The sequence below is a fragment of the Gluconobacter albidus genome, from assembly GCF_002005485.1.
GTDB classification, from domain to species: domain Bacteria; phylum Pseudomonadota; class Alphaproteobacteria; order Acetobacterales; family Acetobacteraceae; genus Gluconobacter; species Gluconobacter albidus.
In genome coordinates, this window is the sequence record NZ_CP014689.1 from 1,712,594 (window position 1) to 1,738,892 (window position 26,299).

Here is a 26,299-nt window from a genome sequence, read left to right on the forward strand (position 1 = left end):
TCAAATAAAGATCAGTCTTCTTTCTTGGCACGACGTCCACGAGCGGCCTCTTTCTTGCCCTCGCCGGTTGCCGCACTGATCTTCCGTCCCAGACCGATTTCACGCGCCAGGGCAGAACGGCGCTGTGCGTAGTTCGGAGCCACCAGAGGATAGTCCGCGGGCAGACCCCAGCGTTCGCGATACTGTTCCGGCGTCATATCATAGGCGCTCTGAAGATGGCGCTTGAGCATCTTCAGCTTTTTGCCGTCTTCGAGACAAATGATGTAGTCGGGGAAAACAGAGCGTTTGACGGGCACTGCCGGCTGCGGGCGCTCGGGCTGCGGCGCTTCTTCAGGAACTCCAGCCTTTGACAATGCGTCATACACCTGCCGGATCAGGGTTGGCAGCGCTTCCGCTTCGAGCGATCCGCGGGATGCCTGGGCAGCAACGATTCTGGCCGTAAGTTCCAGAAGACCTGTATTGGAAGTATTTTCAGACATAATATCTCATCCTATCCGTTCGAATGATTTTTCAGTCCCTTAACGCCTGCAAAGGGTCAGGTAAATGCGGCATGGAAATATTTGACGTATTCCTGTTCCTAACCTTGATTATCACCATATCAAAATAACCCGCAAACAAAAATAGCCGTATGCGCCTACAAAAGTCTCCTGTGTTGAGCCTTACAACTGGAACGACGACATGACCCGAGAAACTGTCACGCTTTCAACAACAAGTGATTTTTCCGGCTGGCGTGCATGGGCGCGCAAACTGCTCCATGACAGGGTTCCGGCCGATTCAATACAATGGATCATAAAAGCCCCACCGTCCCTCTATGCCCCCTCTGCCATGCGGGACCTTCCTACGGCCCCCTCGACGACCAGTCTCCCGCGCGCGCTTGCTGCGCTGTTTCCGGCTGTCTTCGTATCTGAAGCCCCTGACAGGCTGCATCTTCTGTATCTCACACTCGAGACTTTACGTGACGGCATGCCATTACCTGATGAACTGACTCAGCGCCTGCAAGGGCTCGCACGGGAAAGTCGGGAAAAAGCGCTCGACCTACGCTGTCAGATGCCCGATGCCCGCAATCCGGAATGTCAGGTTATTCGCACGTCTCATACGGCGGCCCTGATCGACAGTCAGGCAGAGGCATTGTCAAATCTGCGTCCCGCACCCTGGATCGTGATATCGCCTGAGCGGACGCTGTACTGGGACGGTCGACATCCTCACTTCGGACCGGGTTTTACAGGCGATGATCTGCCCTCATCCGGGCTTGTCGAGTCTGCACGCAGTCTCGCCACCGCTGGCAGCAGCAATGCCTGGTGGAACGGAATTGCGCCGGTGCCCCTGCATCCTGCCCCCGAAGATATTGCGTCTTCTCCTGCACTTGCCAGCCTCCGCGCCGGGGCGATCGACTGCCGAATGTGTGAACTGTGCGGGCCAGCGACCCGGACCGTTTCCGGAGAAGGCAACCCCAAGGCCCGCATCATCTTCGTTGGCGAACAGCCTGGAGATCAGGAAGACCTTCAGGGACGCCCCTTCGTCGGACCAGCAGGACAACTGTTCGATCGTGCCCTGCGCGATGCTGGCGGGCATCGTGCAGACGCGTGGATCACCAATGCCGTCAAGCATTTCAAATTCACTCTCAAAGGGAGCCGCCGCATTCATCAGAAACCGGATGTCTCCGACGTAGCCGCCTGCGCGCCGTGGCTCGCCGCAGAACGACGGGTTCTGGCTCCCGGAGTTACGGTCATGCTGGGCGTTACAGCCGCCAGTGCTGTTCTTGGACGTCCGGTGACAGTGTCGCGCGAACGCTCAAGACATATTCCTCTGGAGGACGGAAGTATCGGTCTGGTAACCGTCCATCCGTCTTATCTGCTCCGCCTGCCAGATGAGGAGTCGAAGACACGCGAATATACAAAATTCGTAACCGATCTCAGAATGGCAATTTCAGCCCTCGCCGGATAATGCCGTTAGGGCTAAGAAACCCTCGCAATGAGTGGCAGCACCATCTCCTCGGGACAACCGACTCCGGATAATACGACCACACGGCCCGCACCTCTGCGGCCGCGGGCGCGTCCTTTTCTCTCGTGGCTGTATGCGCCCAGCCCTTCATCCGTCACGTTTGCACTGCGCAACACCATTGCAGCCTGTCTGGCGATCGGAATTGCGTTCTGGATGGAACTGGACGACCCGGCCTGGGCCGCCATGACCGTCTGGGCCGTCGCGCAAACCAGCCGCGGCGAAAGTCAGTCCAAGGCTAAATGGCGTATCGTCGGCACCATCAGTGGCGGTATTGCGGCCATCACCATCATGGCCATTGCCCCACAGGCGCCATGGCTGTTCTTCCCCATGATCGCGCTCTGGATCGGCCTGTGCAGCGGGTTTGCGACATTCGTTAGCAACTTCCGCTCCTATGCCCTTGTTCTTGCAGGATATACCTGTTCCATCATCTGCATGGGCGCGGCCTCCAATCCCGACAACATCTTCATGGTCGCGATGTCGCGCGGCACATACATCGTGCTCGGCGTGTTGTGTGAAGCCTTCATGGGGCTCATTTTTGCCACGAGTCAGGAACGACATGCCCGCGCACAGCTCAGACAGAAACTTGAATCGGCACTTGTTCTCGTCACGACCACTCTGTGCAGCCTTCTGGGCGAAGAACGCGGCGCACTGAACGCAGCCCGCCGTCAGTTCGGCACGATCCTCACCATCAATGACCAGATCGAATTTGCCGAAGTTGAAATGGGACCACACGGTCATGAAGGCGACCATGCGCGCGCTGCCCTCGCCGCTGTCTCAGCCCTTTTGTCACGCGGCTTCGGCATGGCCATGCGCCTTCAGGTGCTCAACCATAATCACCCGGCATTTACCCGAACCGCAGACGAGATCCTCGCTTTTCTGAAGCAGTTTCCAAAGCGCCTGCCCGACCAGAATTCCGTCCCTGCCCTCCTGGCGGATTTACAGCATTTTCGCGATGTCTGCCGCCTGTACGCTGCACCGCATCGCGAAACCGATATTCGCCCCGATCTTGAACCCATCCCCGGGCATGAGCCCTTTGACGCGGCCGATGCCAGCCCGGAGATGCTGGATGACCGGCTGGACGAGCGCGTTCTTTTCGTCTCGCTCGGAGAGCTTCTGGGCGATCTGGAACAGGCCATCAAGGAATACGAGGCCAGCACGCATCGCATCAAAGGCGATCACTTCCATTTCCAGCTCGAAACCCATCGCGACACCCGTGAAGCCGTACATAACGGCCTGCGTGGTGCCTGCGCGGTTCTGATCACAGCCTATATTTATGAAGTAACGGCCTGGCCGAACGGCCTTGGCTTCATTGCCATCACGACGCTGGTCTGCGGGCTTTTCGCCACGAAGGAAAATCCCGTCCTTGGCACCACGGAATTCCTCAAAGGCGCCGTGGCAGCCTATATTGTCGCGTGGTTTCTGGTCTTTGTCCTGATGCCGAAGGTCACGACCTTCGAGACCCTGACGCTCTTTCTGGGCCCCGCAATGTTTCTGGGCGGACTGGCCAAAGGAAATCCGGCCACAGCCGGCGGCTCGGCGGCGTATGGGCTTCTGCTCCCTGCCATGCTCGGTCTGGAAAACCATCATGTCATGAATGAGCTGGCCTTTTATAATGGCAATATGGCGACCGTTCTTGCTGTCGCCGTCAGTGTAATCGTTTTCCGGAGCGTCCTGCCGTTCAGCAGCGACGCCGAACGTCTCCGTCTTCGCCGGGTCATGCTGGGAGAGTTGCAGCATCTGGCCCATCCGGGCTTTACGCCCCGCATCAGCGTCTGGATCGGACGCAATACGGACCGCTTTGCCCGCCTGATCCGTCATGCAGGCCCGACCCCTGCCCCGTTGATCGAGGCCTGTATTCTCGGGACGCTGGCAACACTCACCCTTGGGCTGAATGTCATCAGGCTCCGCGCATTGCTGGATCGGGAATACCTGCCTGAAAGCGCAAGACGTCCCATCCTGCTGGTTCTGCACTACGTTGAAGAATCCACCCGTCGTCACGACAAAGCCGCCCGCATCGCAGAGGCTGCGGTCCGGCGGCTACGCGTTCTCGATGCCCGGGAAACCGACTTGGTGACCCGCCTCGAGCTCACGCGAGCCATCACCTATCTGGTTGTGATCGCCTATACCATGCGGACGAATGAAGACTTTCTCGATGCAAGCAAACCCTTCCGAGGCGAAAAAAACAGCCGACTGCTCAATTCAGGGCAAAGCTGAACTTTTTCCAGCGAGCACCAAAGTCGCAAATTATTCTTGAAGATTTTTACACCCTGAAGTCGTCAGGGCAGATGTCCGCAAGGCGGACATCTGCACGGTTGTTTCTCAAGCCCGCATGTGTGACGCAGGAACAAGCGTCAATCAGATTTAATGCGCGGATCTTTTGGAAAGTACCTCTTCCTTCACCCGGGCTCCAATAGCCGCGTCAACGTTCGACCAGTATTCGAACACCCGCGACAGGACGGGCTCCTCGACACCCTGCAACACATGTCCGACAATATTGTTCACCAGTCGGTCGCGCGCGGCATCATCCATAACCCGGTTGACCAAGACATTGGCCTGACTGAAATCGTTATCGTCCTGACGCAAGGTATAGGCCGCCCGCACGAAGTCACCATCCGCTGCCCAGACCGCGTTTTCCGGAAAGCGCTGCGGGTTGGCCACCGGACCGCCCTTGGAATTGGGAACGTAGACAGGATCATGCGCATCACGCATCCGCATGACGCCTCCTTTCGTGTAGCCATGAACCGGACATTTCGGGGCGTTGACCGGAATTTGCTTGTAATTCACTCCCAGCCGCGCCCGATGGGCGTCAGCATAGGCGAATGAACGTCCCAGCAGCATCTTGTCAGGAGACAGTCCTGTCCCCGGTACAAAATTGTTCGGCTCGAACGCGAGCTGCTCGATCTGGGAATGAAAATCCGTCGGGTTGCGGTCGAGTGTCAGCCTGCCGACTTCGATCAGCGGATATTCGCCCTGAGGCCAGACCTTGGTCAGATCGAACGGGTTGATGTGATAGGTCTTGGCATCTTCATACGGCATGATCTGCATCTTGAGCGTCCAGCTCGGATGCTCGCCGCGCTTGATCGCCATATGGAGATCGCGCCGATGATAATCGGCGTCCGATCCTGCAAGCTGGCCCGCCTGCTCCTGCGTCAGACACTTGATACCCTGATCGGTCTTGAAGTGATACTTCACCCAGAAGCGCTCTCCGGTCGCATTCACCCACAGATAGGTATGGCTGGAGAACCCGTCCATGTGACGCCAGCTTGCCGGGATACCGCGGTCGCCCATCAGCCACGTTACCTGATGTGCGCTCTCGGGGCTCAGCGTCCAGAAATCCCACTGCATGTCATTGTCGCGCAGACCATTATCCACCCGACGCTTCTGGGAATGGATAAAATGCTGGAACTTCAGTGGGTCACGCACGAAGAAGACCGGCGTGTTATTGCCGACCATGTCAAAATTGCCTTCCTCCGTGTAGAATTTCAGCGCAAAGCCACGCGGATCGCGCCATGTGTCCGGGCTTCCGGCTTCACCGGCAACCGTGGAGAACCGCGCCACAGCTTCGGTTACTGCACCGGGCTGAAGGAATTTCGCCGAAGTATAGCGACTGACGTCATGTGTGACTTCGAACCGGCCGAACGCCCCGCTTCCCTTGGCATGGGGCTGACGGTCGGGGATCATCTCGCGATTGAAAGCTGCCATCTGTTCGATCAAATAATGATCATGCAACAGGATTGGTCCATCCGCGCCGACCGTTAGGGAATGCTCGTCACTGGAGACAGGAATGCCGGAGTCCGTTGTATGAAATGGTTTCGCCTGCTCATTCGTCATAACATTTTCCTTCAAACGGTCTTTCTGGATATAGATCCGCGTTTTTTCAGGCAGCACCCGCTGGGTGATACCGACTAGACATCCAGACTACGCGCAGCGGGGTGAAGAGGTTCCAGGCCAAAGTCGATCACATGGGCAACCCTGGCCATTTCTGCCAGGTCGTTTTTGGAACGCGATATTCATTTATTTAGTGGCGCGGCAGTATTTTAGGCGTAGCAACAGGAGACCCCGCCGTCAGTTGCGGCGCTGCCTAACGACGTAGAAGACGGCCCTCGGATGAGAGGCAATGTGGAGACCAGAACATCCGGCACCGTTAAAGCGATATTTTACTATCTGTTCTTTAAATTTCTGGCGGAGAGGGTGGGATTCGAACCCACGGTACCCGCGAAGGCACAACGGTTTTCGAGACCGCCCCGATCGACCACTCTGGCACCTCTCCGTACGGCTCTGCTGTTGCGCTGAACCTGATCGACGGAGGGGCTTATGACGGGCTTTATCCAATATTGCAAGAGGGTAGAAACGCCTTCCTTCGAGAAATATGGTTGCAGGGCTGTTTTTTAGTCGTTTCTGATTGACTGAAAGCCCTCATATCTGTATCGACCGCGGCTGTTCCATACGGCCGCATTGCAGTGGCTGCCTTGGAGCCAACGACAAAAAGCGACTGGGTCGCACGAGACCGGGACCACCCGGCAGAAGCGGCCACGAGATCGGAACAGAGAGAGTTTCCAGAATGTACGCAGTCATCCGCACCGGCGGTAAGCAGTATCGCGTTGCTCCCGAGAGCATCCTCAAGGTCGAGAAGCTCGAAGCTGAAGCCGGCAGCACCATCACCTTCACCGACGTCCTGATGGTTGGGGGCGAAGGCACGCTGACCGTTGGCGCACCGCTGGTTGCTGGCGCAACCGTGACGGCAACCGTCGTCGCTCAGGATCGTCTGCCGAAGGTGATCATCTTCAAGAAGCGTCGCCGTCAGAACAGCCGCCGCAAGAATGGCCACCGTCAGCCGGTGACCGTCCTGCGCATCAACGCGATCAACGCGGCCTGATTGGCCAGACACTTTAGGTAAGGACAAACAGTCATGGCACAAAAAAAGGCAGGCGGCTCGAGCCGTAACGGACGCGACAGTGCAGGTCGTCGTCTGGGTGTAAAGAAGTTCGGCGGCGAAAGCGTCATCGCAGGCAACATCATCGTCCGTCAGCGCGGCACGAAGATGAAGGCTGGAGCCAATGTCGGTATCGGTCGCGACCACACGCTGTTCGCGCTCGTAGACGGCCACGTTCAGTTCCAGCGCCGCGCAGAAGGCCGCGTCCACGTTTCCGTGGCACTGCCGGAAGCTGCTGAATAAGCAGCCCGCTGTTCCAGCGCGAGCAGAAAGGGCCGGTCCTGTTCGGGACCGGCCTTTTTGCGTATAAAGCGCCCCTCACCTTTTCTTTCGGACAATACAATGAAGTTTCTCGACCAGGCCAAGATCTATGTGCGTTCCGGGGACGGCGGGGACGGCGTGATCGCATTCCGGCGCGAGAAATACATTGAATATGGCGGTCCGGACGGCGGTGATGGCGGTCGTGGCGGTGATATCCTTTTCCGCGCGGTTCCCGGCCTGAACACACTGATCGACTTCCGCTACACGCAGCATTTCAAGGCCCGCAAGGGCGGCAATGGCGCAGGTTCCAACCGGACCGGTGCTGCCGCCGCAAATGTCACCATCAATGTCCCTGTCGGCACGCAGATCTTCGACGAGGACCGCGAAACCCTGCTGGCCGATCTCGACGCCGAGGGCAAGGAAGTCCTTTTGTGCCGTGGCGGTGATGGCGGCCTTGGTAACACCCATTTCAAGAGCAGCACCAACCGTGCGCCACGCCGGGCCGACAAAGGCTGGCCGGGCGAAGAGCGCTGGGTGTGGCTGCGCCTCAAGCTGATTGCCGATATTGGTCTTGTGGGCCTTCCAAACGCGGGCAAATCCACGCTTCTTTCTGTCGCATCCCGTGCGCGTCCGAAAATTGCAGATTACCCTTTCACGACCCTGCACCCGCAGCTTGGCGTGGTCCGGCTGAACAATACCGAAGAATTCGTGATCGCCGACATTCCCGGTCTCATCGAAGGCGCCAGCGAAGGCGCGGGTCTTGGGGACCGTTTCCTTGGCCATGTAGAGCGCTGCGCAACACTCCTGCATCTGATCGACGGAACGGAAAGTCAGGTCGTCAAGCACTGGCGCCTGATCCGCAGGGAACTCGAGGCCTACGACCCGGAGCTTGCAGCCAAACCCGAGATCATCGTTCTGAACAAGTGCGATTCCCTGACGCCCACACAGCGCTCTGCTAAAAAGCGGGCCCTCGCCAAGGCGTCCGGGGCCGAAGTGCTGATGCTGTCCGGTGCGACGCAGGAAGGCCTGCCGGAACTGCTCCGGATGCTTCAGGATCGCGTGACGGCTGCCAAAAAGGACCGGCAGGGATGAATGCTGCGGCTTGTGCTCCTCATCTGGCGCAGGCCCGCCGGATCGTCATCAAGATCGGAAGCGCGCTTCTGGTCGATTCCGCCAACGCCGCGCTGCGGCAGCAATGGTTGCAGAGCGTCTGCGCCGATATCGCCGATCTACGTGCACACGGCGCAGAGGTGATTGTCGTCTCATCGGGAGCGATCTCCCTTGCACGGCATCGTCTTGGCCTCACATCCCGCAGGCTGCGTCTGGACGAAAAACAGGCCATGGCCAGTGTCGGACAAATCGGGCTGGCACAGGGCTGGAGTGCGGCGCTAGCGGACCACGATCTGGTCGCGGCACAGCTTCTCCTGACGCCGGATGATACGGAAAACCGTGAGCGTCATCTGAACGCCCGCGCCACGCTTCAGACACTGCTCGATCTGGGCTGTGTGCCGGTCATCAACGAAAACGATGCTATCGCCACCAGCGAAATCCGGTTCGGTGACAACGACCGTCTGGGCGCCCGCGTCGCCCAGATGACGGGTGCGGACTGCCTGGTGCTGCTGTCGGATATTGACGGGCTCTATACGGCCGACCCCCGACAGGACCCGTCCGCACGACATATTCCCGTTGTCGAACAGATGACCGACGACATCATGGCCATGGGAGGCGAGCCACCACCCGGCTATTCGTCAGGCGGCATGCGTACGAAGCTTTTGGCCGCAAGGATTGCGACGCGCGCAGGTGCGAACATGGTCATCGCTGCCGGACAGGAACACCATCCGCTGCGTCGGCTGCAGAATGGCGGTCCCTGCACCTGGTTTCTGGCCCAGACCGATGCGGGTTCAGCCCGCAAGCGCTGGATTGGCGGCGGCCTCCAGCCCAGAGGATCCCTCACGATCGACGCGGGAGCCTGTCGCGCCCTTCAGGAAGGCGCCTCACTCCTTCCCGCAGGCGTAACGGGACTTGAAGGGACGTTCGGACGCGGCGATCTCGTCGCTATTCGCGATAGTGAAGGCATCATTATCGGACGCGGTCTGATCGGTTACGACTCGGACGAGAGCCTGAAGCTGATCGGACATCGTTCGGCAGAGATGGAGCAGCTTCTGGGATATCGTGGACGGGATGCCCTCATTCATCGGGATGACCTGGCTCTCGATCATCCCTGACACCCCCTGCCCTGCTGATCTTCAGCCCTTCGGAGGCCAGCGCAATTTGGGTTCCGAACGCGAGCGGTAGGCGTCATTCTCCGCAACCGTTTTCACGACCTGCTTTCTGTCGATACCACGACCCAGAGGCTGACGCCTGGCCTCGGTTTCGTCGTGCTCCCATGGCGCACGTGACCAGACCCGCTCGGACGCGCCGGACAGGTCGTCCCTTCCGGTCGCGGACGCAGCATTAAGGTTTCGACGCGGCAGGGTTTCAGGGTCCCCCCGGCCCGCAGCGATCTGCCCCGGACCGTCCTCATACGAAGGCAGATCGGGGCGCAGGGTCCGCGCTGGCATCAGATAGTCTTCAGCCATCTGCGCCATGCGTTCCTGAGGCGCCATGACGGTCTGCCCGCCCGGAACGGCAGAAGGACCGTCCGGACGCGTCGAAACCGCCAGACGCAGATTCAGGGCCCGGAGTTCAGCGCGCATCTCGGCAATCTGGAACTCCAGATCCTGCAACCGGGGCTTGGTACCGAACACGGCGAACGGCATGCACAGCAGCGCCAGTCCGAACAGTGCGGCCACCACGACCAGGCACCCGATGGCCCAGCCTGGCAGCCATGAGAAATCAGACATCATGAGGAGGCCCGGTCCAGTCTGAAATTAGCGTGTTCGATCGTCCGGCAGCCGGAATTACATTCCAAGGGCACGACGATAGATGTCGAGCAGGGTTTCCTGCTCCTCGATTTCCGCCGGCTCCTGCTTGCGCAGGCGGATGATCTGCTTGATGACTTTTACGTCAAATCCGGCCGATTTGGCTTCTGAGAAAATATCCTTGATATCGCCCGCCAGAGCCTTGCGCTCCTCTTCCAGACGCTCGACACGCTCGATGATGGAGCGCAGACGGTCCGCAGCGATCCCGCCCGTGGCAGCGCCTTCGTTCTTGGTTTCTGCATCCATGGTCCGGTTTCCTTATGTCGTCTGGGCTATGTTTCGCCGACGCTGCGCAAACACAGCATCCGCCGCGCGGCTTATCGTGAGGAGGGCGGGACGGTCAACGGAATTATGTGCACGTTTCATGAACGCATGGGTCTGAAGAAACCTTTCTCCCGATGTCGTGCACGGCTCGTCCCTTGACAGAAAGCGCCCCGGCAGGGATCTAGACGGTGCCTGAAAAGGCCTGAACCCTAACCCTTTTTTCCCGGTCTGCGGGTTCGAGAGGTCAGAGAGTCTTCCATGGAACATTTCCAGCAGGTCGAGCCCTTCGACTATGTCATCTTCGGCGCCACTGGCGATCTCACGATGCGCAAGCTGCTGCCCGCGCTCTATAACCGCCTCCGGCTGGGGCAAATTCCGGATGATGCCTGCATCATCGGAGCCGCCCGGACGGAGCTGAGCCGGGAGGCCTATGTTGCGCGTGCCCGTGAGGCGCTCGAGCGTTTCCTTCCTTCGGATGTCCTGAGCCCTGGACTGGTGGACCGCTTTCTGGCCCGCCTGGACTACGTGACCCTCGACAGCAGCCGCGAGAGCACACAGTGGGACAGCCTGACGTCCCTGTTCGCCAAGGCTCAGCCTGATCGTGTACGGGTCTTTTATTTCGCAACTGCGCCGCAGCTTTACGGCAGCATCTGCGAAAACCTGCACCGGTACGGGCTGATTACAGCCAGTTCGCGGGTGGTGCTTGAAAAGCCCATCGGAACGGATATGGCGACCGCAACCGCCATCAACGACGGCGTGGGCCAGTATTTTCCAGAAAAGCAGATCTACCGGATCGACCATTATCTTGGCAAAGAGACGGTCCAGAACGTTCTCGCCCTGCGCTTTGCCAACCCGCTCATCAATGCGGCATGGTCGGCAGAGCATATCGAGAGCGTGCAGATCACCGCCGCCGAGACGGTCGGCGTGGAAGGTCGCGCGGCCTATTACGATACGTCAGGCGCACTGCGCGACATGATCCAGAACCATCTGCTTCAGGTTCTGTGTCTGGTCGCCATGGAAGCGCCCGACTCCCTTGAGGCCGATGCCGTCCGCAACGCCAAGCTGGCCGTCCTGAACGCGCTGCGCCCGATTACGGAAGCCAGCGCAGCTACCGAGACCGTCCGTGCCCAGTACACGGCCGGCGTGATCGGCGGCGAAAACGTTCCGGGCTATCTTGAAGAACTCGGCCAGCCCAGCACCACGGAAACCTATGCCGCTGTCCGCGCCTGGGTCGATACACCGCGCTGGAAGAACGTGCCTTTCTATATCCGCACGGCCAAGCGCTCGGCTCGCAAGGTCAGCGAGATCGTCGTGACGTTCCGCCCGGCGGCGACCACGATGTTCGGCGCCACACCTGCCAGCAACAGGCTCGTCCTGCGCATCCAGCCCAATGAAGGCGTGGAACTGCGGCTGAACGTCAAGAACCCCGCGCTGGACGTGTTCAACCTCCATACGGCGGATCTGGACGCCTCCATTCGCATGGAAGGCGGCATGCCCTTCCCCGACTCCTACGAGCGACTGCTGCTTGATGCGGTCCGGGGCGATCCGGTCCTCTTCATCCGTCGCGACGAGGTCGAAGCGGCATGGCGCTGGGCCGAACCGGTCCTTGATGCGTGGAAACATAATACGGTACCCATGCAGACCTACAGCGCCGGCTCCTACGGTCCGGAGCAGGCCACCCGTCTGCTCGCCGAGCATGGCGACACCTGGCACGAAGCCTCGGAGTGACCACATTTGAGTGACGATAAAAGCGCAACGCCCCGTCTGGGCCGCGCGCCGGGCAAAAACACACGCCGCCAGCCCCGCAGCTTCAAGCAGCTTCTGCTGCGGCGGCTTCTGGTAGTCATCCCGGCTTTTCTGCTCATGTTCATTGCAGTCCGGAGCGGACTGCTGGACATGTCCTATGACAAGATCACGTTTAGCAAGCTGAGCTGGTTCGACAACACGGCACTGGTGGAGCATCTGCGTCTTGCGGTGGTGAAAGACAACCTGACGGATCTGCCACGTAACTGCCTCGTCTTCGTCGTCAACGGAAGTGCGTCCGACAATACGCCGACGATGGACGTTCTCGGACGTCACGGTAACGGCTGCCCCGGCGAGAAACCTTCGGCCGACAAGCTGTTCAGCCTGAAAATCAACCGGGCCGACCGGACCGTACAGACCGATGCGGGAACCCCCGGTTCCTTTCACGATCTGCCTCTCTGACGTGCTCTGAAAAAGGCGGAGCCTCCTAGGACGCTCCGTTTCTTTCCAGCGCAAAAGCTTCGCGCAGGAACAGCCCCCCCTCCCTCAACGCCTGACGGCCGTTCCGAAACAGCGCATAGCCGTTCAGGAACCCATGAATCATGCGCGGGAAGTTTTTTAGCAGAACTGGTATTCCGGCCTCATCGAGACGCCGGGCATAAAGCTCGCCCTCACCCCTGAGCGGATCAAACCCCGCCGTGACAATCATGGCAGGTGGAAGTCTGTCGAACTCATCCGCGAGTAACGGCGAAAACGCCGGGTCAAACAACTGCTCTGGCCTCGCCAGTGTCTGGCCGCAATACCAGTACAGAAGCTCCGCACTCAGCATGTAACCGTTCGCATAAGTCTGCCGGGACGGCGGAACGAACGGACCGCTAAGGGCCGGATAATACAGAAGCTGGGCGCTAAGCGGGCGTGATCCCCGCCCCCGAACCCATTGCGTGAGTGCAGCGGACAGATTGCCCCCCGCGCTGTCACCCGCCACAGCCACCGGCAGATCGGCTGGCACAGTCCTGAAAATCCAGTCCAGCGCAGCCTTGGCGTCATCCAGAGCGGCTGGAAAGCGGTGCTCTGGCGCAAGACGGTAATCCAGCGACAGCACCATTGCCCCTGAAGACGCTGCAAGACGGCAGCAGATCCCGTGATGCGAGACGAGGTCGCAATGCACGAATCCGCCACCGTGCAGAAACAGAACAACACCCCTGACTTTCCCCCGTGGGCGATACAGACGCGCAGTCCGCTCTCCCTCGCCTCCGGGAACACGGATCTCGCGCCACCGCCGGATCCGCAGCGACGAGAGCCTGACGGGAAAACTCGGACGCCCCGTCACACGGCGGATCTGCCGCAGAACATCTACAGAGGGCTGTGGAGCAGGGATGGGCGGGATTTCATCAAGAACGATTGTGCGTGGCGCAATACCACGTCTGCGGCTCTGTTGGGTCAGCCAGAACAGGAAGATCCGCAATGTTAGGGTTGGGCGCATCCATCCCTTATGCCCCGGGTATCAGAAAAAGTCTGCCCTTGACCCCGCAGGCGTCCCGGAGCAGTGTCTGCGCCGCCAGACGGCTGGACGATCGCTGTGTATGCGATGAGGATCGCATACAGGGAGGAAAGTCCGGGCTCCACGGGAAAACGGTACCGGTTAATTGCCGGCGGGGGCGACCCCAGGGACAGTGCCACAGAAAACAGACCGCCCGCCGGACTGTTTTTTCAGCGATTTATCGCCGGGAAAATACGTTGCGGGTAAGGGCGAAACGGTGCGGCAAGAGCGCACCGCATCTCCGGCAACGGCGATGGTCATGGTAAACCCTACCGGGAGCAAGACCGAATAGGAACGGCAGGTTTCCGCAAGGAAGCCGGGGGCTTCTCGCCCCGTCGTTCGGGTTGGTTGCGTGAGGCCTGCAGCGATGCAGGTCCCAGAGGAATGATCGTCCCGCTTTCGGGCGGACAGAACCCGGCTTACAGGCCGTCTGGCACCCTCTGAAAATCTGTTCTTCCAGTAATTGTTCCCCTCACCAAAGAAGAACAAAAACGGAACAAATAACGGCAGGTATAGATCCGCCTCCGCGATTATCCCTGATAAACCCTAACAAACAGCAAAAATTTTTGTCACATTTCAACTTTCAAAAATGTCGCAGTTTTCTGCGGTTTTCTGACGATATCTGTTTGACGTCCCATGAAATCCCATGATATCCCAATGAAGACCAAGCCAAATAATCAGCAGCCGAATACCCGGTTCTGAATGCAGGAAGGAGGCACATCGTTCATGAGCATGTTCCTCGGCACGCATCAGAACCGTTTCGATGCCAAGGGACGCGTCTCTATTCCCGCATCCTTCCGCGCCGCCCTGAAATCCCAGGCCCAGCCGGGCGACCCGCTGGTTATTCTCCGGCCGTCCCACCTCCACCCATGCATCGAGGGCTGGACGGTTGGCGCCTTCGCCTCCCTCGCCACCCCGCTTGACGAATACGATCCGTTTTCGGAAGACCATGAAGATCTGGCCGCCAGCCTCTATGCGGATGCCTATCCGCTGGACAGCGACAAGGAAGGCCGCATCATCCTTCCCGAGACCCTGCGCACGCACGCCTCGCTGACGGACGAAGTCTCTTTCATGGGGCTGGGACGTACGTTCCAGATCTGGCATCCCGCTGCTGCTGAAGAGCGCCGTCAGGCCGCCCGGAGCCGCGCAAAAACGCTTGCAACCAGACGTCATTCCATCAGCGCGCCCGCCACCACAAACACTGCGGGAGCAGCCGAATGAACGCGATCACCCTGGTTCATTCGGGCCACGTCCCCGTTATGCTGCACGAGGTGCTCGAAGCCCTCGCCCCCCGTGCTGGCGGACGGTATCTGGACGGCACGTTCGGCGGCGGTGGCTATGCCCGCGCCATTCTGAACGCGGCTGACTGCACCCTCGACGGCATCGACCGTGACCCGACAGCCATCGAACGTGGAAACGCCATGGCTGTACAGGCCAACGAGCGGCTGCGGATGCATCAGGGCACATTCGGTGACATGGAAGCCCTGGTTGGCGCAGAAGGACCTTTTGACGGCATCGTTCTGGATCTGGGCGTGTCGTCCTTCCAGATCGATCAGGCCGAGCGCGGTTTTTCGTTCCGCAACGATGGCCCGCTGGACATGCGCATGGGCTCGGACGGCCCTTCCGCCGCCGATCTGGTCAATGACCTCAAGGAAGCGGAAATTGCGGACATCCTTTACCGATATGGTGAAGAAAAACTCTCACGCCGCATCGCACGCGCCATCGTGGCTGCCCGCGCCGAGGCTCCAATCACCACGACCGGCCAGCTTGCCCATATCATCCGCTGCTGCGTGCCCCGTGATCGCGCCAATATCGACCCCGCAACCCGCAGCTTTCAGGGACTGCGGATTGCCGTGAACGACGAGCTTGGCGAACTGGAACGGGCGCTGGAAGCCGCACCGCGCCTTCTTGCCCCGGGCGGTATTTTCGTGGTTGTGACCTTCCATTCCCTCGAAGACCGTCTGGCAAAACGCGCCATGGCCGTTCTTGCAGGGCGGACGGGAAATCCTTCCCGCCACGAACCGGCGCCGCTTCGTCAGAACGCACCGGCCTTTTCCCTTCTCCATTCCCGCCCCCTCTCCGCTACGGACGAGGAAGCCCGGGAAAATCCGCGCGCCCGCAGCGCCCGTCTGCGTGCACTGGTCCGCAATCCCGTCTCCCCGATGCCCGTCTCAGGAATGTCCTCATGATCCGGCCCTTCACCGTCGCCTGTGCCGTCCTTGCCGCAGGATCCGGCCTGTTTCTCTATACGAAGAAGCATGAGACCACGGTTCTGGACCAGCAGATCACGAAAATCGTGCAGGACACACAGCGCGTGCGGAGCCAGACCGCCATGCTGCGGACGGAATGGGCGCTCCTGAACCAGCCGGACCGCCTCAACACGCTCGCCGCCCGCTTTGTTCCGACCCTGCATCCGATGGAGCCGGACCAGTTTATCCGCATGGCGTCTCTTGAGGCACATCTGCCGGCTCCCGGCTCGAAATCACAGGCAGCGGATCCTCGCGAAGGGCTGCACGAGGTCGTCAACAGGGCCGCAGAAGCTGCACATCTGCCCCTTCCCGCCCCACAGCAGCCTGCTGTGCATGCACAGCCTCCCGCCCAGAGTGCACCAGCACCCCGGCCTGTGGTCGTAGCCATGGCAAGCCACCCTGCCCCGCTTGCTGCCAAACCTGCGGCGTTCCCGACGCACCCCTCCCATGCTCGCGCTGCCGACGTCCAGCTGGCCTCCGCCACGCCCCGGCCGGTTACAGCGTCCGTTCACAGCCATGCGGACATGGCGCCGAACGTCCATCTCGTCAGCTATCGTGAGAGTCACCCTGCTCCGCTGATGGTTGCGGCCTGGCATCCCCAGGCTGTTCATGTCAGCCATGCTCCGGTGACGACGCGCCTTGCGGAAGAACGCCCGCGAGCACATCACACTCAACTTTCCGCTCTGGCAAATGCAAATGACGCATTGCCCGCGCCGGTGCCGTTGGCTAACTGAAAGCCCTTCCGTCGTTAACCGCTCGTTCAGCATTCTCGGATAGCTTAGGGCGAGCCCTTCCACAGGACGCACCCCCGCACGATGCCCCAGGACGTGCCACCTTCTTCCGGTTCGCAGCGCCCCGCGCATCAGGATGCCCCGTCAGGACGTCCCCGGAAAGGTGCGTCCCCGCGGGGATTCCGCAGGCTGAATCTTGACCAGATGCACGGACGCCTGCTGGGCGTAGGAATGGGGTTTCTGGCAATTTATGGTGCCGTAGCCCTCAAGGCGACCGTTGCCACTGTCCTGATGCCAATGGAGCCTGAAAAGCGTCAGATCGCCCCTCAGGTCCCCGAAATTCCCAAAAGCGATCCGCGCGGGGAAATGTCCGGCGATTTTGTCCTGCCGACCGTCAAGCGCGCCACCATCACCGACCGAACGGGCCAAGCGTTGGCGCTCTCGCTGCCCGTGGCGCAGGTCTATGCCAATCCAATGGAACTGATCGACCCGGCAGACGCAGCGGACAAACTCCGGAAAGTTCTCCCTCAGCTTGACCGGGACGAGACGATCCGGCGCCTGTCGCTGAAGAAACAGTTCGTCTATCTCGCACGCGATATTTCCCCCGTTCAGGAAATCGCCATCAACAATCTGGGCATTCCGGGCATCTATTTCGAAGCAGGCGAACGCCGTCACTATCCGCTGGGCCGGACGGCCGCCCAGATCATGGGCAGCGTCGATATCGACGATCATGGCATCGCGGGCGTGGAGCGCTATTTCGACAAGCGCCTGAACTCCGACAAATCTCCGCTGCGCTTGTCGCTGGACGTGCGCGTGCAGACCGTCGCGCATGACGAACTTCAGGCCGCAAAAGACGAGTTCTCCGCCATCGGCGCCAGCGCGATCGTCATGGATGTTCGCACCGGCGAAATTCTGGCGATGGTCAGCCTGCCCGATTATGACGCCAACGATTTCGGACACGCCCCCAACGATGCGCGCTTCAACCGCGCCGTCACCGGCATGTATGAACCCGGTTCGACCTTCAAGCTCCAGACGGCCGCAATGGGCCTGCAACTCGGCGTTGTTCACCTGTGGGACCGCTTTTCGACCATCCCCATTCGCGTCGGCCGTTTCACTATCCGGGATATGAAGACGGACCATTTCGCTCCATGGCTCTCGCTGCCCGGCGTTCTGGCCTTTTCGTCCAACCCCGCCGCCGCGCATATCGCACTTGATGTCGGTGCAGCCCGGCAGCAGGACTGGCTGCGGAACATGGGCTTCTTCAACCGCGTTCCCGTTGAACTGCCCGAAGCCGGACGTCCGCTCGTACCAGCCTCGCGCAACTGGGGCATTTCCACCGTCATGACGGTCGGTTTCGGTCATGGTGTCGCCGAGCCGCCGCTTGCGATCGTGCGAGGAACAGCCGCGACCGTAAACGGTGGCATCCTGCTCAAGCCAACGCTCGTAGCCCGCGATACCGAAGACGATAGCAAGCCGACACCCGATGCTGATGCAGCACAACTGCGTCCGGTCGCTTACCGGCCAGGTACCGACAGCGACGAAATCGGCGCTGAAACACCTGTGGGCACAAGGGTTCTGTCCGAACAGACGTCAGCCCTCCTGCGCAAGCTGCTGCGCCTTGACGTTACGATGGGAAGCGGCAAGTCCGCCGAAGTTCCGGGGTATTATGTCGGCGGCAAGACCGGTACTGCGGAAAAGATCGGCGCCCATGGCGGCTATCTGAAACACGTCAACGTCTCGGCCTTCACCAGCGTCTTCCCGATGAACAATCCGCATTATGCCGTCTATGTCATGCTCGACAGTCCGCAGGGAACTGCGGCGACCCATGGATGGACGACGGCCGCTTGGAACGCGGCTCCGACCGTGAAAAAAATCATTTCCCGCGTCGGCCCGATCCTGAACCAGTTCCCGGATCTTGCAAACAAAGACGCCATTGATGCCTCTCTGGCCATTCCGATGAACCCGGTCGTTCCCCCCGGCTATCATGCCCTCGGTCCCGGAAATGATCCCGGAGACCCGCGCAATCAGGCGCACGAACCCAAGACCCCTTCCTCCAAGACCAAGACACAGCACTGAACCGTCCCATGCGCCTCTCCCAGCTCTTCGCCCTCTGTGGCAAATCGCAGTCTCTGACGGGCGACCCTGACATTCTGGCCGTCACTGCCGACAGCCGCAGAGTTGGCCGGGGCGCGCTGTTCTTTGCCTTGCGCGGCGCAAAACAGGACGGAAGCACCTTTATCGCACAGGCTCTCTCACAAGGCGCCGCCGCGGTGATCATTGATCATGACGGCGCAGAAACCGCAGGCCCGGTTCCTGTGATCAGACGCCCGGATGCCAAACATCTTCTGGCCAGCATGGCCTTCGCCCTTGCTGGCCCGCAGCCTTCCTGCATCGCGGCGATCACCGGAACAAACGGAAAAAGCAGCACGGCCGATTTCCTCCGCCAGCTCTGGATCCTTCAGGAAAACCGCGCGGCCAGTCTTGGAACGCTGGGGCTCGTGTCAGATACGGACATCCCCGCTCCTCCGAGCCTCACCACCCCCGATCCCGTCTCGCTGGCCCAGACTCTTGCCGCTCTGGCCCGGAACGGAGTTGATCACGTCGCGCTTGAAGCTTCCTCGCACGGACTGGAACAGCACCGGCTGGATGGCGTCTCCCTGACAGCCGCCGGCTTCTCCAACCTGACACGCGATCATCTCGACTATCATCTGACGCTGGAAGCCTACCGCACGGCTAAATTGCGCCTGTTTGAAGAAGTCCTGCCTACGGGCGGCATTGCCGCTGTCAACGCCGATATGGACGGCGAGACCTTCGTGGCCCTTCAGGCGATTGCCGCCAGACGAAACCTGAAACTTCGCAGTGTCGGGCGCAATGGCACGGCTCTCCGGCTGATCGAGGCCCGCCCCACGCCTTCCGGTCAGATCCTCCGTCTGGCCCTGCATGGCGAAGAACTGCCCGAAATATCCCTTTCTCTGCCGGGCCGCTTTCAGGCCGACAACGTCATGCTGGCAGCAGCCATGTGCTGGACGGACGATTCCGATGCCCGGCAGGTTGTCGACCTTCTGCCGTGCCTGAAAGGCGTCCACGGGCGATGCGAACGCACGGTCGAACTGCCTAACGGGGCCGCGGCCTATGTCGATTACGCCCACACGCCCGATGCCCTCGACTGTGTCCTGTCCAGTCTGCGCCCGCATACGACAGGCCGTCTGGTCGTGGTGTTCGGCGCAGGTGGCGACCGTGACCGTGGCAAACGTCCACTGATGGGAGAGGTCGCTGCACACATGGCGGATCTGGCCATCGTCACGGACGACAACCCCCGCACGGAAGATCCTATGGCGATCCGCTCCGAAATCCGCGCGGCCTGCCCGGACGCCCTGGAAATCGCGGACCGTCGCAGCGCCATCGCAGCAGGGCTTGAAGCCCTGAATCCCGGCGATATTCTTGTCGTAGCCGGCAAGGGGCATGAACAGGGACAGATCGTGGGCACGGATATCCTGCCTTTCGATGATCGTCTCGTCATCCGCGAACTGACAGGTGCCGCATGAGCGTGCTGTGGACCAGTGCCGACCTGCGGGCCGCGACGGGTGGTAGGCTTGAAGCGGACGTCAGCGTCACGGGCATTTCGATCGACACACGGACGCTCGCCCCCGGCGACCTGTTCATTGCCCTGCGCGGCGAAACCAGCGATGGCCACGCCCATATCCGGCAGGCTCTGGACAGGGGTGCGGCCTGCGCTCTCGTGCATGACACTGCCGGTCTGGACGATCCGCGCCTCCTGATCGTTCCCGACACCATGACCGCATTAGTGGATCTGGGCCGCTACGCCCGCTCCCGTTTCCACGGGAAAGTCGTGGCCATCACCGGAAGCGTCGGCAAGACAACGACCAAGGACATGCTGACCGTCGCCCTGTCCGCGATCGGCCCGACACATGCCGCCGTGGCGTCCTACAACAATCACTGGGGCGTTCCCCTTACCCTGGCCCGGCTGCCACAGGATGCCCGCTTCTGCATCAGCGAGATCGGCATGAACCATGTGGGAGAAATCGCTCCCCTTGCCGCTCAAGTCCGTCCCGATGCGGCCATCATCACCACGATCGGCACGGCACATCTCGGCCATATGGGCAGCATCGAAGCGATTGCGCGGGAAAAAGCCTCCCTGTTCGGCGCCCTTCCCGCCCATGGGATCGCAATCGTCCCTGATGATGCTCACGGGCAGACAGTCTTTACAGACGCTCTTCCTGAAGGCTGCACTCTCTGGCGGTCTGGCTTCTCCGCCGCAGCAGAACTCCGCCTTGAAGACGTGAGGTGCACGGCGGAAGGCAGTCATTTCTCGCTCCACACTCCCTGCGGAACGCAGAACGTGACGCTCACCGCGCCTGGCGAGCATCTTGCCAGAAACGCGGCCCTGGCCCTAGGCGCAGTTGTGGCCCTTGGCGAAGACGTCGCAGTAGCATCGCGCGCTTTGCACGGTTTCGTGCCGGGCGCGGGACGCGGACAGATCCGCACGATCCTGAACGACGTACGCCTGCTCGACGAAAGCTACAACGCCTCCACACCCAGCGTCCGCGCGGCTCTGGCCACGCTCGCCCTGCTTCCGGCCCAGCGGCATGTCGCGGCCCTCGGAGACATCCGCGAACTCGGCATATTCGCCGATGCCGAACACCGCTCTCTGGCAGATGCCGTGCAGAATGCAAATGCCCTCGCATTCTGCTGCGGCCCCCATATGCGCGCACTTTATGATGCGCTGCCGTGCGGGCTTCAGGGTGGATACGCCGCCGATGCTGCCTCTCTTGCCTCTGTGCTCCTTAACGCCCTTCGCCCCGGTGATCTCCTGCTCGTGAAAGGCAGCTTCGGCAGCCGGATGCGTGACGTGATCTCAGCCCTCGACAACGCCTCCAGCCCGGTTTCTGCCTGATGCTCTTCAATCTTATTGCCGCTCACGACACGTCTCATGGCGGGTTCTTCAACCTGTTCCATTACCTGACGTTCCGCTCGGGCTGCGCCTGCCTGACGGCACTGGTCATTTCGCTGGCTCTGGGCAAACCCTTCATCGCACAGCTCAAACGCATCCAGCGTGAAGGCCAGCCGATCCGTTCTGTCGGACCGGAGCGCCACATTCTGGAAAAGGCCGGCACGCCAACAATGGGCGGAATGCTGATCCTGATTGCGCTTTTTTCGGCAACACTGCTCTGGGCGGATCTGACAAATGGCTTCGTCTGGGCCGTCATGCTGACCACGGCAGCCTTCGGAGCGGTTGGCTTTGCCGACGATTATCTGAAACTCTCCAAGCGCAATACGACCGGCGTCTCCAAACGTACCCGACTGGGCTGCGAATTCCTGACATCGCTGATTGCCGGAATCTGGCTGCAACATTTGACGCCGCCAGAACTGCGCAACATGGTCGCCTTCCCTTTCGTCAAGGATGTGCTGCTTCCGCTGGGTTATGCGTTTCCGATCTTCGCCATGATCGCCATCACCGGCTTCGGCAACGCCGTGAACTTCACGGACGGTCTGGACGGACTGGCCATCGTGCCAGTCGTGATCGCAGCACTGGTCTTCGCCCTGATTTCCTATCTGGTCGGCAATCACGTTTTTGCAGACTACCTGCAACTGCACCCCGTTCCAGGCACGGGCGAACTGGCAGTTTTCTGTGCGGCGCTGATTGGGGCGGGCCTAGGGTTCCTGTGGTTCAACGCCCCGCCAGCAGCCGTTTTCATGGGCGATACCGGCTCCCTGTCCCTCGGCGGAGCACTTGGCGCCATTGCCGTCGCCACGAAGCATGAGCTTGTCCTGTGCATCGTGGGTGGCGTTTTCGTCGCCGAAACCCTGTCGGTCGTCATTCAGGTCTTCTGGTTCAAGCGAACGGGACGCCGCGTCTTCCTCATGGCGCCGCTGCATCACCATTTCGAGAAAAAGGGCTGGCAGGAGCCAAAAATCGTCATACGCTTCTGGATTGTCTCCATCGTGCTCGGCCTGTGCGGCCTGGCCACCCTGAAACTACGATGAACGGCTTCCCGCCCAACCTTCTTGCAGGCGAGCGTTATGCCGTCTGCGGTCTGGGGCGCAACGGCGCGGCTGTCGTCCATGCCCTGCTCGGAATGGGCGCACAGGTGCAGGCCTGGGACGATCGCAACGCCGATCTGCCCGCACATCCGAACCTGACGCTCGGTCCCCTGACCGATCTGTCAGGGATGACGGCCCTCATCCTGTCACCGGGCATTCCGCACCTGCTGCCGAAGGCACATCCTGCCGCGGACCTCGCCCGCGCACAGGACGTCCAGATCCTGTCCGATGCCGAAATCCTGTATCGGGCGGTCCGGAAATCCGGCTCAAAAGCCGCGTTCGTGGCCGTCACAGGCACAAATGGCAAATCGACGACAACAGCCCTGATCGCCCATCTTTTTACGGTGGCCGGACGCCCCTGTGTTGCAGGCGGCAATCTCGGGACAGCGTCTCTGGCGCTCCCGCTCCTGCCCGATAACGGCGTTTATGTGATCGAAATGTCGTCCTACATGCTTGAACGGCTGGACAGTTTCCATGCCAGCGCGGCTTGCCTGCTGAACCTGACGCCCGACCATCTGGACCGGCACGGCGACATGACCGGCTATGCCGCAGCCAAGGCACATGTCTTCGACAATATGGGCTCCGGCGATCTGGCTGTGATCGGCACCGATGATGACTGGTGCCGCGCCATTGCCTCAAAGGTCGCAGCGCGCGGCGTGCAGGTCTCGGAACTGGATGCCGATGCGCTGCCCCCCTTCGACGGTCCGGCGCTTCCGGGCCGGCACAACGCCCAGAATGTCGGCGCAGCCTGCGCCATCGCGCGTCATCTTGGCCTTGATGATGCGGCCCTCCGCGCCGGTCTGAAATCCTTCCCCGGCCTGGAACATCGCCTGCAGAAAGTGGCGGAATGCGACGGCGTGTCCTTCATCAATGACAGCAAGGCCACCAATGCCGAAGCCGCCTCCAAGGCCCTCACTTCGTACGACAAAGTCATGTGGATTGCGGGCGGCGTTGCAAAAGCGGGCGGCATCGAAAGCCTTGCGCCATTCTTCGGACATATCGCACAGGCCTTTCTGATCGGACAGGATGCTGACACGCTCGCTGCGACACTGGCCATGCACGGCGTACCCTTCCAGCAGTGCGGAACGCTGGAGAATGCCATTCCGGCGGCTTTCAGCGCGGCTCTCGCCCAGACTGTTCCGGTTGTCCTGCTGTCCCCCGCCTGTGCAAGTTTCGATCAATTTCGCAGTTTCGAGGATCGTGGGTCACACTTTCTTCAGATTTGCGATAATATTGTGAAATCAGGCCATTCGGGCGCCACGCTCACCCCAAAGCTGGAGGATTGACACCATGTCGGGACTATCCCGCGTCGAGACCTCCGCTGTTGCCCGCTGGTGGCGAAACCTTGATCGCGTCACGCTGGCCTGCGTCGGCCTGCTGATTGGACTTGGATATGTGCTGATGCTCGCCGCCAGTCCTGCGGTGGCGTCGCGTATCGGCGCTTCACGCAACATGTTCATTCTCAAGCAGGTGATCTTTCTGGCGCTGGCTGGCGGGATCGTGCTCGGTACGTCCTATCTGTCACGCAAGGCCATCAAGAGACTGGCGATCATCGGCGGGATCATCGCACTGGGTGCAACGGCCATGACGCTGGTGCATGGCATGGAAATCAAGGGCGCGCGCCGCTGGATCGCGCTCCCGATGATGTCCGTGCAGCCCTCCGAGTTCCTCAAGCCCTGCTTTGCGGTCGTGACCGGCTGGCTGCTTTCCGCACGACGTTCTGTCGTCATGTGGGGCAATATCGCGTTTCCGGGGATGCTGATTGCGTTCCTGTGCTTCGGTTTCATCCTGCTCCTGCTGAAATCGCAGCCTGATATCGGAATGCTTTCCGTCATCACGATGGTCTTCATGACCCAGCTTTTCGTGGATGGCCTCAAGCTCTACTGGGTCGGACTGTGCGTGGCGGGCATGGCCGGAGCCTTTGCGGTCGCCTATATCGTCTTTCCGCACGTCCAGTCCCGCGTCCAGCGCTTCCTGCATCCCGATGTCGGTGACCATTACCAGATCGACACCGCACTGCGTGCCTTTGGAAACGGCGGCCTTCTGGGACGCGGCCCGGGTGAAGGACGGGTAAAGGACCTGCTGCCAGACGCCCATGCCGACTTCGTCTTCGCGGTTGCCGGTGAAGAATACGGCCTGATCCTGTGCGTGATGATCATCCTGCTTTTCGGAACGATCGTTTTGCGGACCCTCCTCAAGCTAATGCATGAAGACGATCCGTTCGTCATTGTCTCTGCTGCGGGACTGGTGACGGGTTTTGGCCTTCAAGCCTTCGTCAACATGGGTTCGACGTTGCATCTGATCCCGACAAAGGGCATGACGCTCCCCTTCATTTCCTATGGTGGCAGTTCAGCAATGTCGGTAGCCCTGACCATGGGAATGGTTCTGGCTTTGACCCGCCATCATGTAGGCCAGGGCAGAATCGGGCAAAGAGCCGCCGCGTCTTACGGCCAGAACCCGTTGTTTGAGAGGAATGCGCCGTGAGCCGCCCCATCGTTATCGCCGCCGGTGGCACCGGAGGGCACTTCTTCCCCGCTGAAGCCGTCGCGACTGTGCTCGCGGAACGGGGCCATGACCTCGTCCTCATGACCGATGCCCGGCATGGCCGCCGGGACACAGGCCTGTTCAGGGACCTGCCCCAATATGTGCTGGATGGTGCCGGTGTGGCAGGCAAGGGCCTTGGCGGCAAAGTCCGTGGGGTGCTCGCCCTGCTGCGCGGTATTGGAGAAGCACGTCGCGTCCTCAAATCCCTTGATGCGGCAGCTGTGGTGGGTTTTGGCGGATATCCGTCTATCCCCCCCCTGACCGCATCCCGTTTTCTGCCCTCCGCAAAGCGGCCCCGCATGGTCATTCATGAGGGCAATGCGGTTCTTGGACAGGCCAATGCCTTCCTGTCCCACTTTTCTCCGCTGATTGCCACCTCTTACGCTACGGTCGCGCGCCTCCCGCAAAACGCCCAGACGACGCTTACCGGTATGCCCGTACGCGCAGGCATCGAAGCGCTCTTTGAAAACACCTACGCAACTCCCGAAGAGCGGATCAACCTTCTGGTCTGGGGTGGCTCTCTGGGAGCACGCGTATTTTCCGAGGTTGTCCCACAGGCCCTCGCTGCCCTGCCCGAAGAACTCCGCAAGCGCCTCAAAGTCACGCAGCAGATCAAGGCTGACGATCTGGACCGCGTCCGCGCCATCTATACGGACGCCGGTATTGAGGTCGAAGCCGCACCGTTCTTCACCGATGTGCCAACCTGTCTTCGCGATGCACATCTCGTGATCGGTCGCGCGGGCGGCTCTTCGATCGCGGAACTGACCATGTCCGGCCGCCCCTCCATTCTCGTTCCGCTTCCCATCGCAGCCTCCGATGAACAGGGTGCGAATGGTCAGGCGCTCGTGGATGCGGGTGCCGCCTGGATGATCCGCCAGCCGGATTTCACGCCCACAGCGCTGACAGCTCTGCTGACGGATCTGTTTTCCCATCCTGAAAAGCTCGAAAACGCAGCAAAAGCCGCTCAGTCCTGCGCGCGCCCTCATGCTGCCGCAAAAGTCGCGGATCTGATTGAATCCGCTCTTCGTCCCTGATCCTCTGCTTCTACC

23 protein-coding genes, 1 tRNA gene and 1 other RNA gene are annotated in these 26,299 nt (G+C 60.6%); 19 read left to right on the top strand and 6 right to left on the bottom strand.

Annotated elements, in window-relative coordinates; genetic code table 11:
- Positions 1 to 11: 11 nt before the first annotated feature.
- Entirely contained in the window at positions 12 to 479 is a 468-nt protein-coding gene (locus tag A0U94_RS07750) for a Ros/MucR family transcriptional regulator (protein ID WP_062109656.1), read from the bottom strand.
- Between the two features lie 199 nt (positions 480 to 678).
- Between A0U94_RS07750 and A0U94_RS07755 the strand changes: the two genes are divergently transcribed.
- A complete protein-coding gene (locus A0U94_RS07755) occupies positions 679 to 1,944 on the top strand; it encodes a UdgX family uracil-DNA binding protein (RefSeq protein ID WP_077803010.1) in 1,266 nt (421 codons plus the stop codon).
- 27 nt (positions 1,945 to 1,971) lie between these two features.
- Entirely contained in the window at positions 1,972 to 4,215 is a 2,244-nt protein-coding gene (locus A0U94_RS07760; RefSeq protein WP_062027240.1) for an FUSC family protein, read from the top strand.
- Between the two features lie 147 nt (positions 4,216 to 4,362).
- On the opposite strand, the gene A0U94_RS07765 is transcribed toward A0U94_RS07760, so the two are convergent.
- Together A0U94_RS07765 and A0U94_RS07770 are read right to left on the bottom strand one after the other, a co-directional pair.
- Positions 4,363 to 5,832, bottom strand: a complete 1,470-nt coding sequence (locus tag A0U94_RS07765) for a catalase (RefSeq protein WP_077803898.1) — start codon at positions 5,830 to 5,832, stop codon at positions 4,363 to 4,365.
- Positions 5,833 to 6,181: 349 nt separating this feature from the next.
- Positions 6,182 to 6,271, bottom strand: a tRNA-Ser gene (locus A0U94_RS07770).
- A gap of 291 nt (positions 6,272 to 6,562) precedes the next feature.
- Between A0U94_RS07770 and rplU the strand changes: the two genes are divergently transcribed.
- The 4 genes from rplU (at position 6,563) to proB (ending at position 9,420) form a co-directional block, all read left to right on the top strand.
- On the top strand, positions 6,563 to 6,877 hold the full coding sequence (rplU, locus tag A0U94_RS07775) for a 50S ribosomal protein L21 (RefSeq protein WP_011251736.1): 315 nt from the start codon (positions 6,563 to 6,565) through the stop codon (positions 6,875 to 6,877).
- A gap of 33 nt (positions 6,878 to 6,910) precedes the next feature.
- The gene (rpmA, locus tag A0U94_RS07780) at positions 6,911 to 7,177 is read left to right on the top strand and encodes a 50S ribosomal protein L27 (RefSeq protein ID WP_062027139.1); all 267 of its coding nucleotides are present in this window, start codon (positions 6,911 to 6,913) and stop codon (positions 7,175 to 7,177) included.
- A 99-nt stretch (positions 7,178 to 7,276) separates the two neighbouring features.
- Positions 7,277 to 8,287, top strand: coding sequence for a GTPase ObgE (gene obgE, locus A0U94_RS07785; protein ID WP_077803011.1), 1,011 nt, complete (start codon positions 7,277 to 7,279; stop codon positions 8,285 to 8,287).
- Entirely contained in the window at positions 8,284 to 9,420 is a 1,137-nt protein-coding gene (gene proB, locus A0U94_RS07790; protein ID WP_077803012.1) for a glutamate 5-kinase, read from the top strand. Before obgE ends, proB begins: the two co-directional genes overlap by 4 nt.
- 21 nt (positions 9,421 to 9,441) lie before the next feature.
- Here proB and A0U94_RS07795 read toward each other — a convergent pair whose 3' ends face one another.
- Together A0U94_RS07795 and A0U94_RS07800 are read right to left on the bottom strand one after the other, a co-directional pair.
- Positions 9,442 to 10,041, bottom strand: coding sequence for a hypothetical protein (locus tag A0U94_RS07795; protein WP_077803013.1), 600 nt, complete (start codon positions 10,039 to 10,041; stop codon positions 9,442 to 9,444).
- A 54-nt stretch (positions 10,042 to 10,095) separates the two neighbouring features.
- Positions 10,096 to 10,362 (bottom strand): DUF2312 domain-containing protein, encoded by a 267-nt coding sequence (locus A0U94_RS07800; protein ID WP_062027147.1) that lies wholly within the window; start codon positions 10,360 to 10,362, stop codon positions 10,096 to 10,098.
- Between the two features lie 276 nt (positions 10,363 to 10,638).
- Between A0U94_RS07800 and zwf the strand changes: the two genes are divergently transcribed.
- Both zwf and A0U94_RS07810 read left to right on the top strand, forming a co-directional pair.
- Positions 10,639 to 12,108, top strand: a complete 1,470-nt coding sequence (gene zwf / locus A0U94_RS07805; RefSeq protein WP_062027148.1) for a glucose-6-phosphate dehydrogenase — start codon at positions 10,639 to 10,641, stop codon at positions 12,106 to 12,108.
- A gap of 6 nt (positions 12,109 to 12,114) precedes the next feature.
- Entirely contained in the window at positions 12,115 to 12,585 is a 471-nt protein-coding gene (locus tag A0U94_RS07810; RefSeq protein ID WP_174694494.1) for a hypothetical protein, read from the top strand.
- A gap of 25 nt (positions 12,586 to 12,610) precedes the next feature.
- Here A0U94_RS07810 and A0U94_RS07815 read toward each other — a convergent pair whose 3' ends face one another.
- A complete protein-coding gene (locus A0U94_RS07815) occupies positions 12,611 to 13,606 on the bottom strand; it encodes an alpha/beta hydrolase (protein WP_077803014.1) in 996 nt (331 codons plus the stop codon).
- A gap of 75 nt (positions 13,607 to 13,681) precedes the next feature.
- Between A0U94_RS07815 and rnpB the strand changes: the two genes are divergently transcribed.
- From rnpB to murG, 11 genes are all read left to right on the top strand, one after another.
- Positions 13,682 to 14,101, top strand: an RNA gene (rnpB, locus tag A0U94_RS07820) — RNase P RNA component class A.
- 288 nt (positions 14,102 to 14,389) lie between these two features.
- A complete protein-coding gene (mraZ, locus tag A0U94_RS07825; RefSeq protein WP_077803015.1) occupies positions 14,390 to 14,884 on the top strand; it encodes a division/cell wall cluster transcriptional repressor MraZ in 495 nt (164 codons plus the stop codon).
- A complete protein-coding gene (gene rsmH, locus A0U94_RS07830) occupies positions 14,881 to 15,852 on the top strand; it encodes a 16S rRNA (cytosine(1402)-N(4))-methyltransferase RsmH (RefSeq protein WP_077803016.1) in 972 nt (323 codons plus the stop codon). The genes mraZ and rsmH overlap by 4 nt, the downstream gene beginning before the upstream one ends.
- Positions 15,849 to 16,646, top strand: coding sequence for a cell division protein FtsL (ftsL, locus tag A0U94_RS07835; protein ID WP_062109672.1), 798 nt, complete (start codon positions 15,849 to 15,851; stop codon positions 16,644 to 16,646). Before rsmH ends, ftsL begins: the two co-directional genes overlap by 4 nt.
- Positions 16,647 to 16,727: 81 nt before the next feature.
- Positions 16,728 to 18,719: a peptidoglycan D,D-transpeptidase FtsI family protein gene (locus tag A0U94_RS07840; protein WP_077803017.1), complete on the top strand. Its 1,992-nt coding sequence runs from the start codon at positions 16,728 to 16,730 to the stop codon at positions 18,717 to 18,719.
- 8 nt (positions 18,720 to 18,727) lie between these two features.
- Positions 18,728 to 20,188 (top strand): UDP-N-acetylmuramoyl-L-alanyl-D-glutamate--2,6-diaminopimelate ligase, encoded by a 1,461-nt coding sequence (locus A0U94_RS07845; protein ID WP_077803018.1) that lies wholly within the window; start codon positions 18,728 to 18,730, stop codon positions 20,186 to 20,188.
- The gene (locus A0U94_RS07850; RefSeq protein ID WP_077803019.1) at positions 20,185 to 21,558 is read left to right on the top strand and encodes a UDP-N-acetylmuramoyl-tripeptide--D-alanyl-D-alanine ligase; all 1,374 of its coding nucleotides are present in this window, start codon (positions 20,185 to 20,187) and stop codon (positions 21,556 to 21,558) included. The genes A0U94_RS07845 and A0U94_RS07850 overlap by 4 nt, the downstream gene beginning before the upstream one ends.
- Positions 21,558 to 22,649 (top strand): phospho-N-acetylmuramoyl-pentapeptide-transferase, encoded by a 1,092-nt coding sequence (mraY, locus tag A0U94_RS07855; protein WP_062028551.1) that lies wholly within the window; start codon positions 21,558 to 21,560, stop codon positions 22,647 to 22,649. The genes A0U94_RS07850 and mraY overlap by 1 nt, the downstream gene beginning before the upstream one ends.
- Positions 22,646 to 23,992, top strand: coding sequence for a UDP-N-acetylmuramoyl-L-alanine--D-glutamate ligase (gene murD / locus A0U94_RS07860; protein WP_077803020.1), 1,347 nt, complete (start codon positions 22,646 to 22,648; stop codon positions 23,990 to 23,992). Before mraY ends, murD begins: the two co-directional genes overlap by 4 nt.
- A 4-nt stretch (positions 23,993 to 23,996) precedes the next feature.
- Positions 23,997 to 25,190 (top strand): FtsW/RodA/SpoVE family cell cycle protein, encoded by a 1,194-nt coding sequence (locus A0U94_RS07865; protein ID WP_062028555.1) that lies wholly within the window; start codon positions 23,997 to 23,999, stop codon positions 25,188 to 25,190.
- Complete coding sequence (gene murG / locus A0U94_RS07870; RefSeq protein ID WP_077803021.1) at positions 25,187 to 26,284, top strand: undecaprenyldiphospho-muramoylpentapeptide beta-N-acetylglucosaminyltransferase; 1,098 nt, start codon at positions 25,187 to 25,189, stop codon at positions 26,282 to 26,284. The genes A0U94_RS07865 and murG overlap by 4 nt, the downstream gene beginning before the upstream one ends.
- The last annotated feature ends 15 nt before the right edge of the window (positions 26,285 to 26,299 follow it).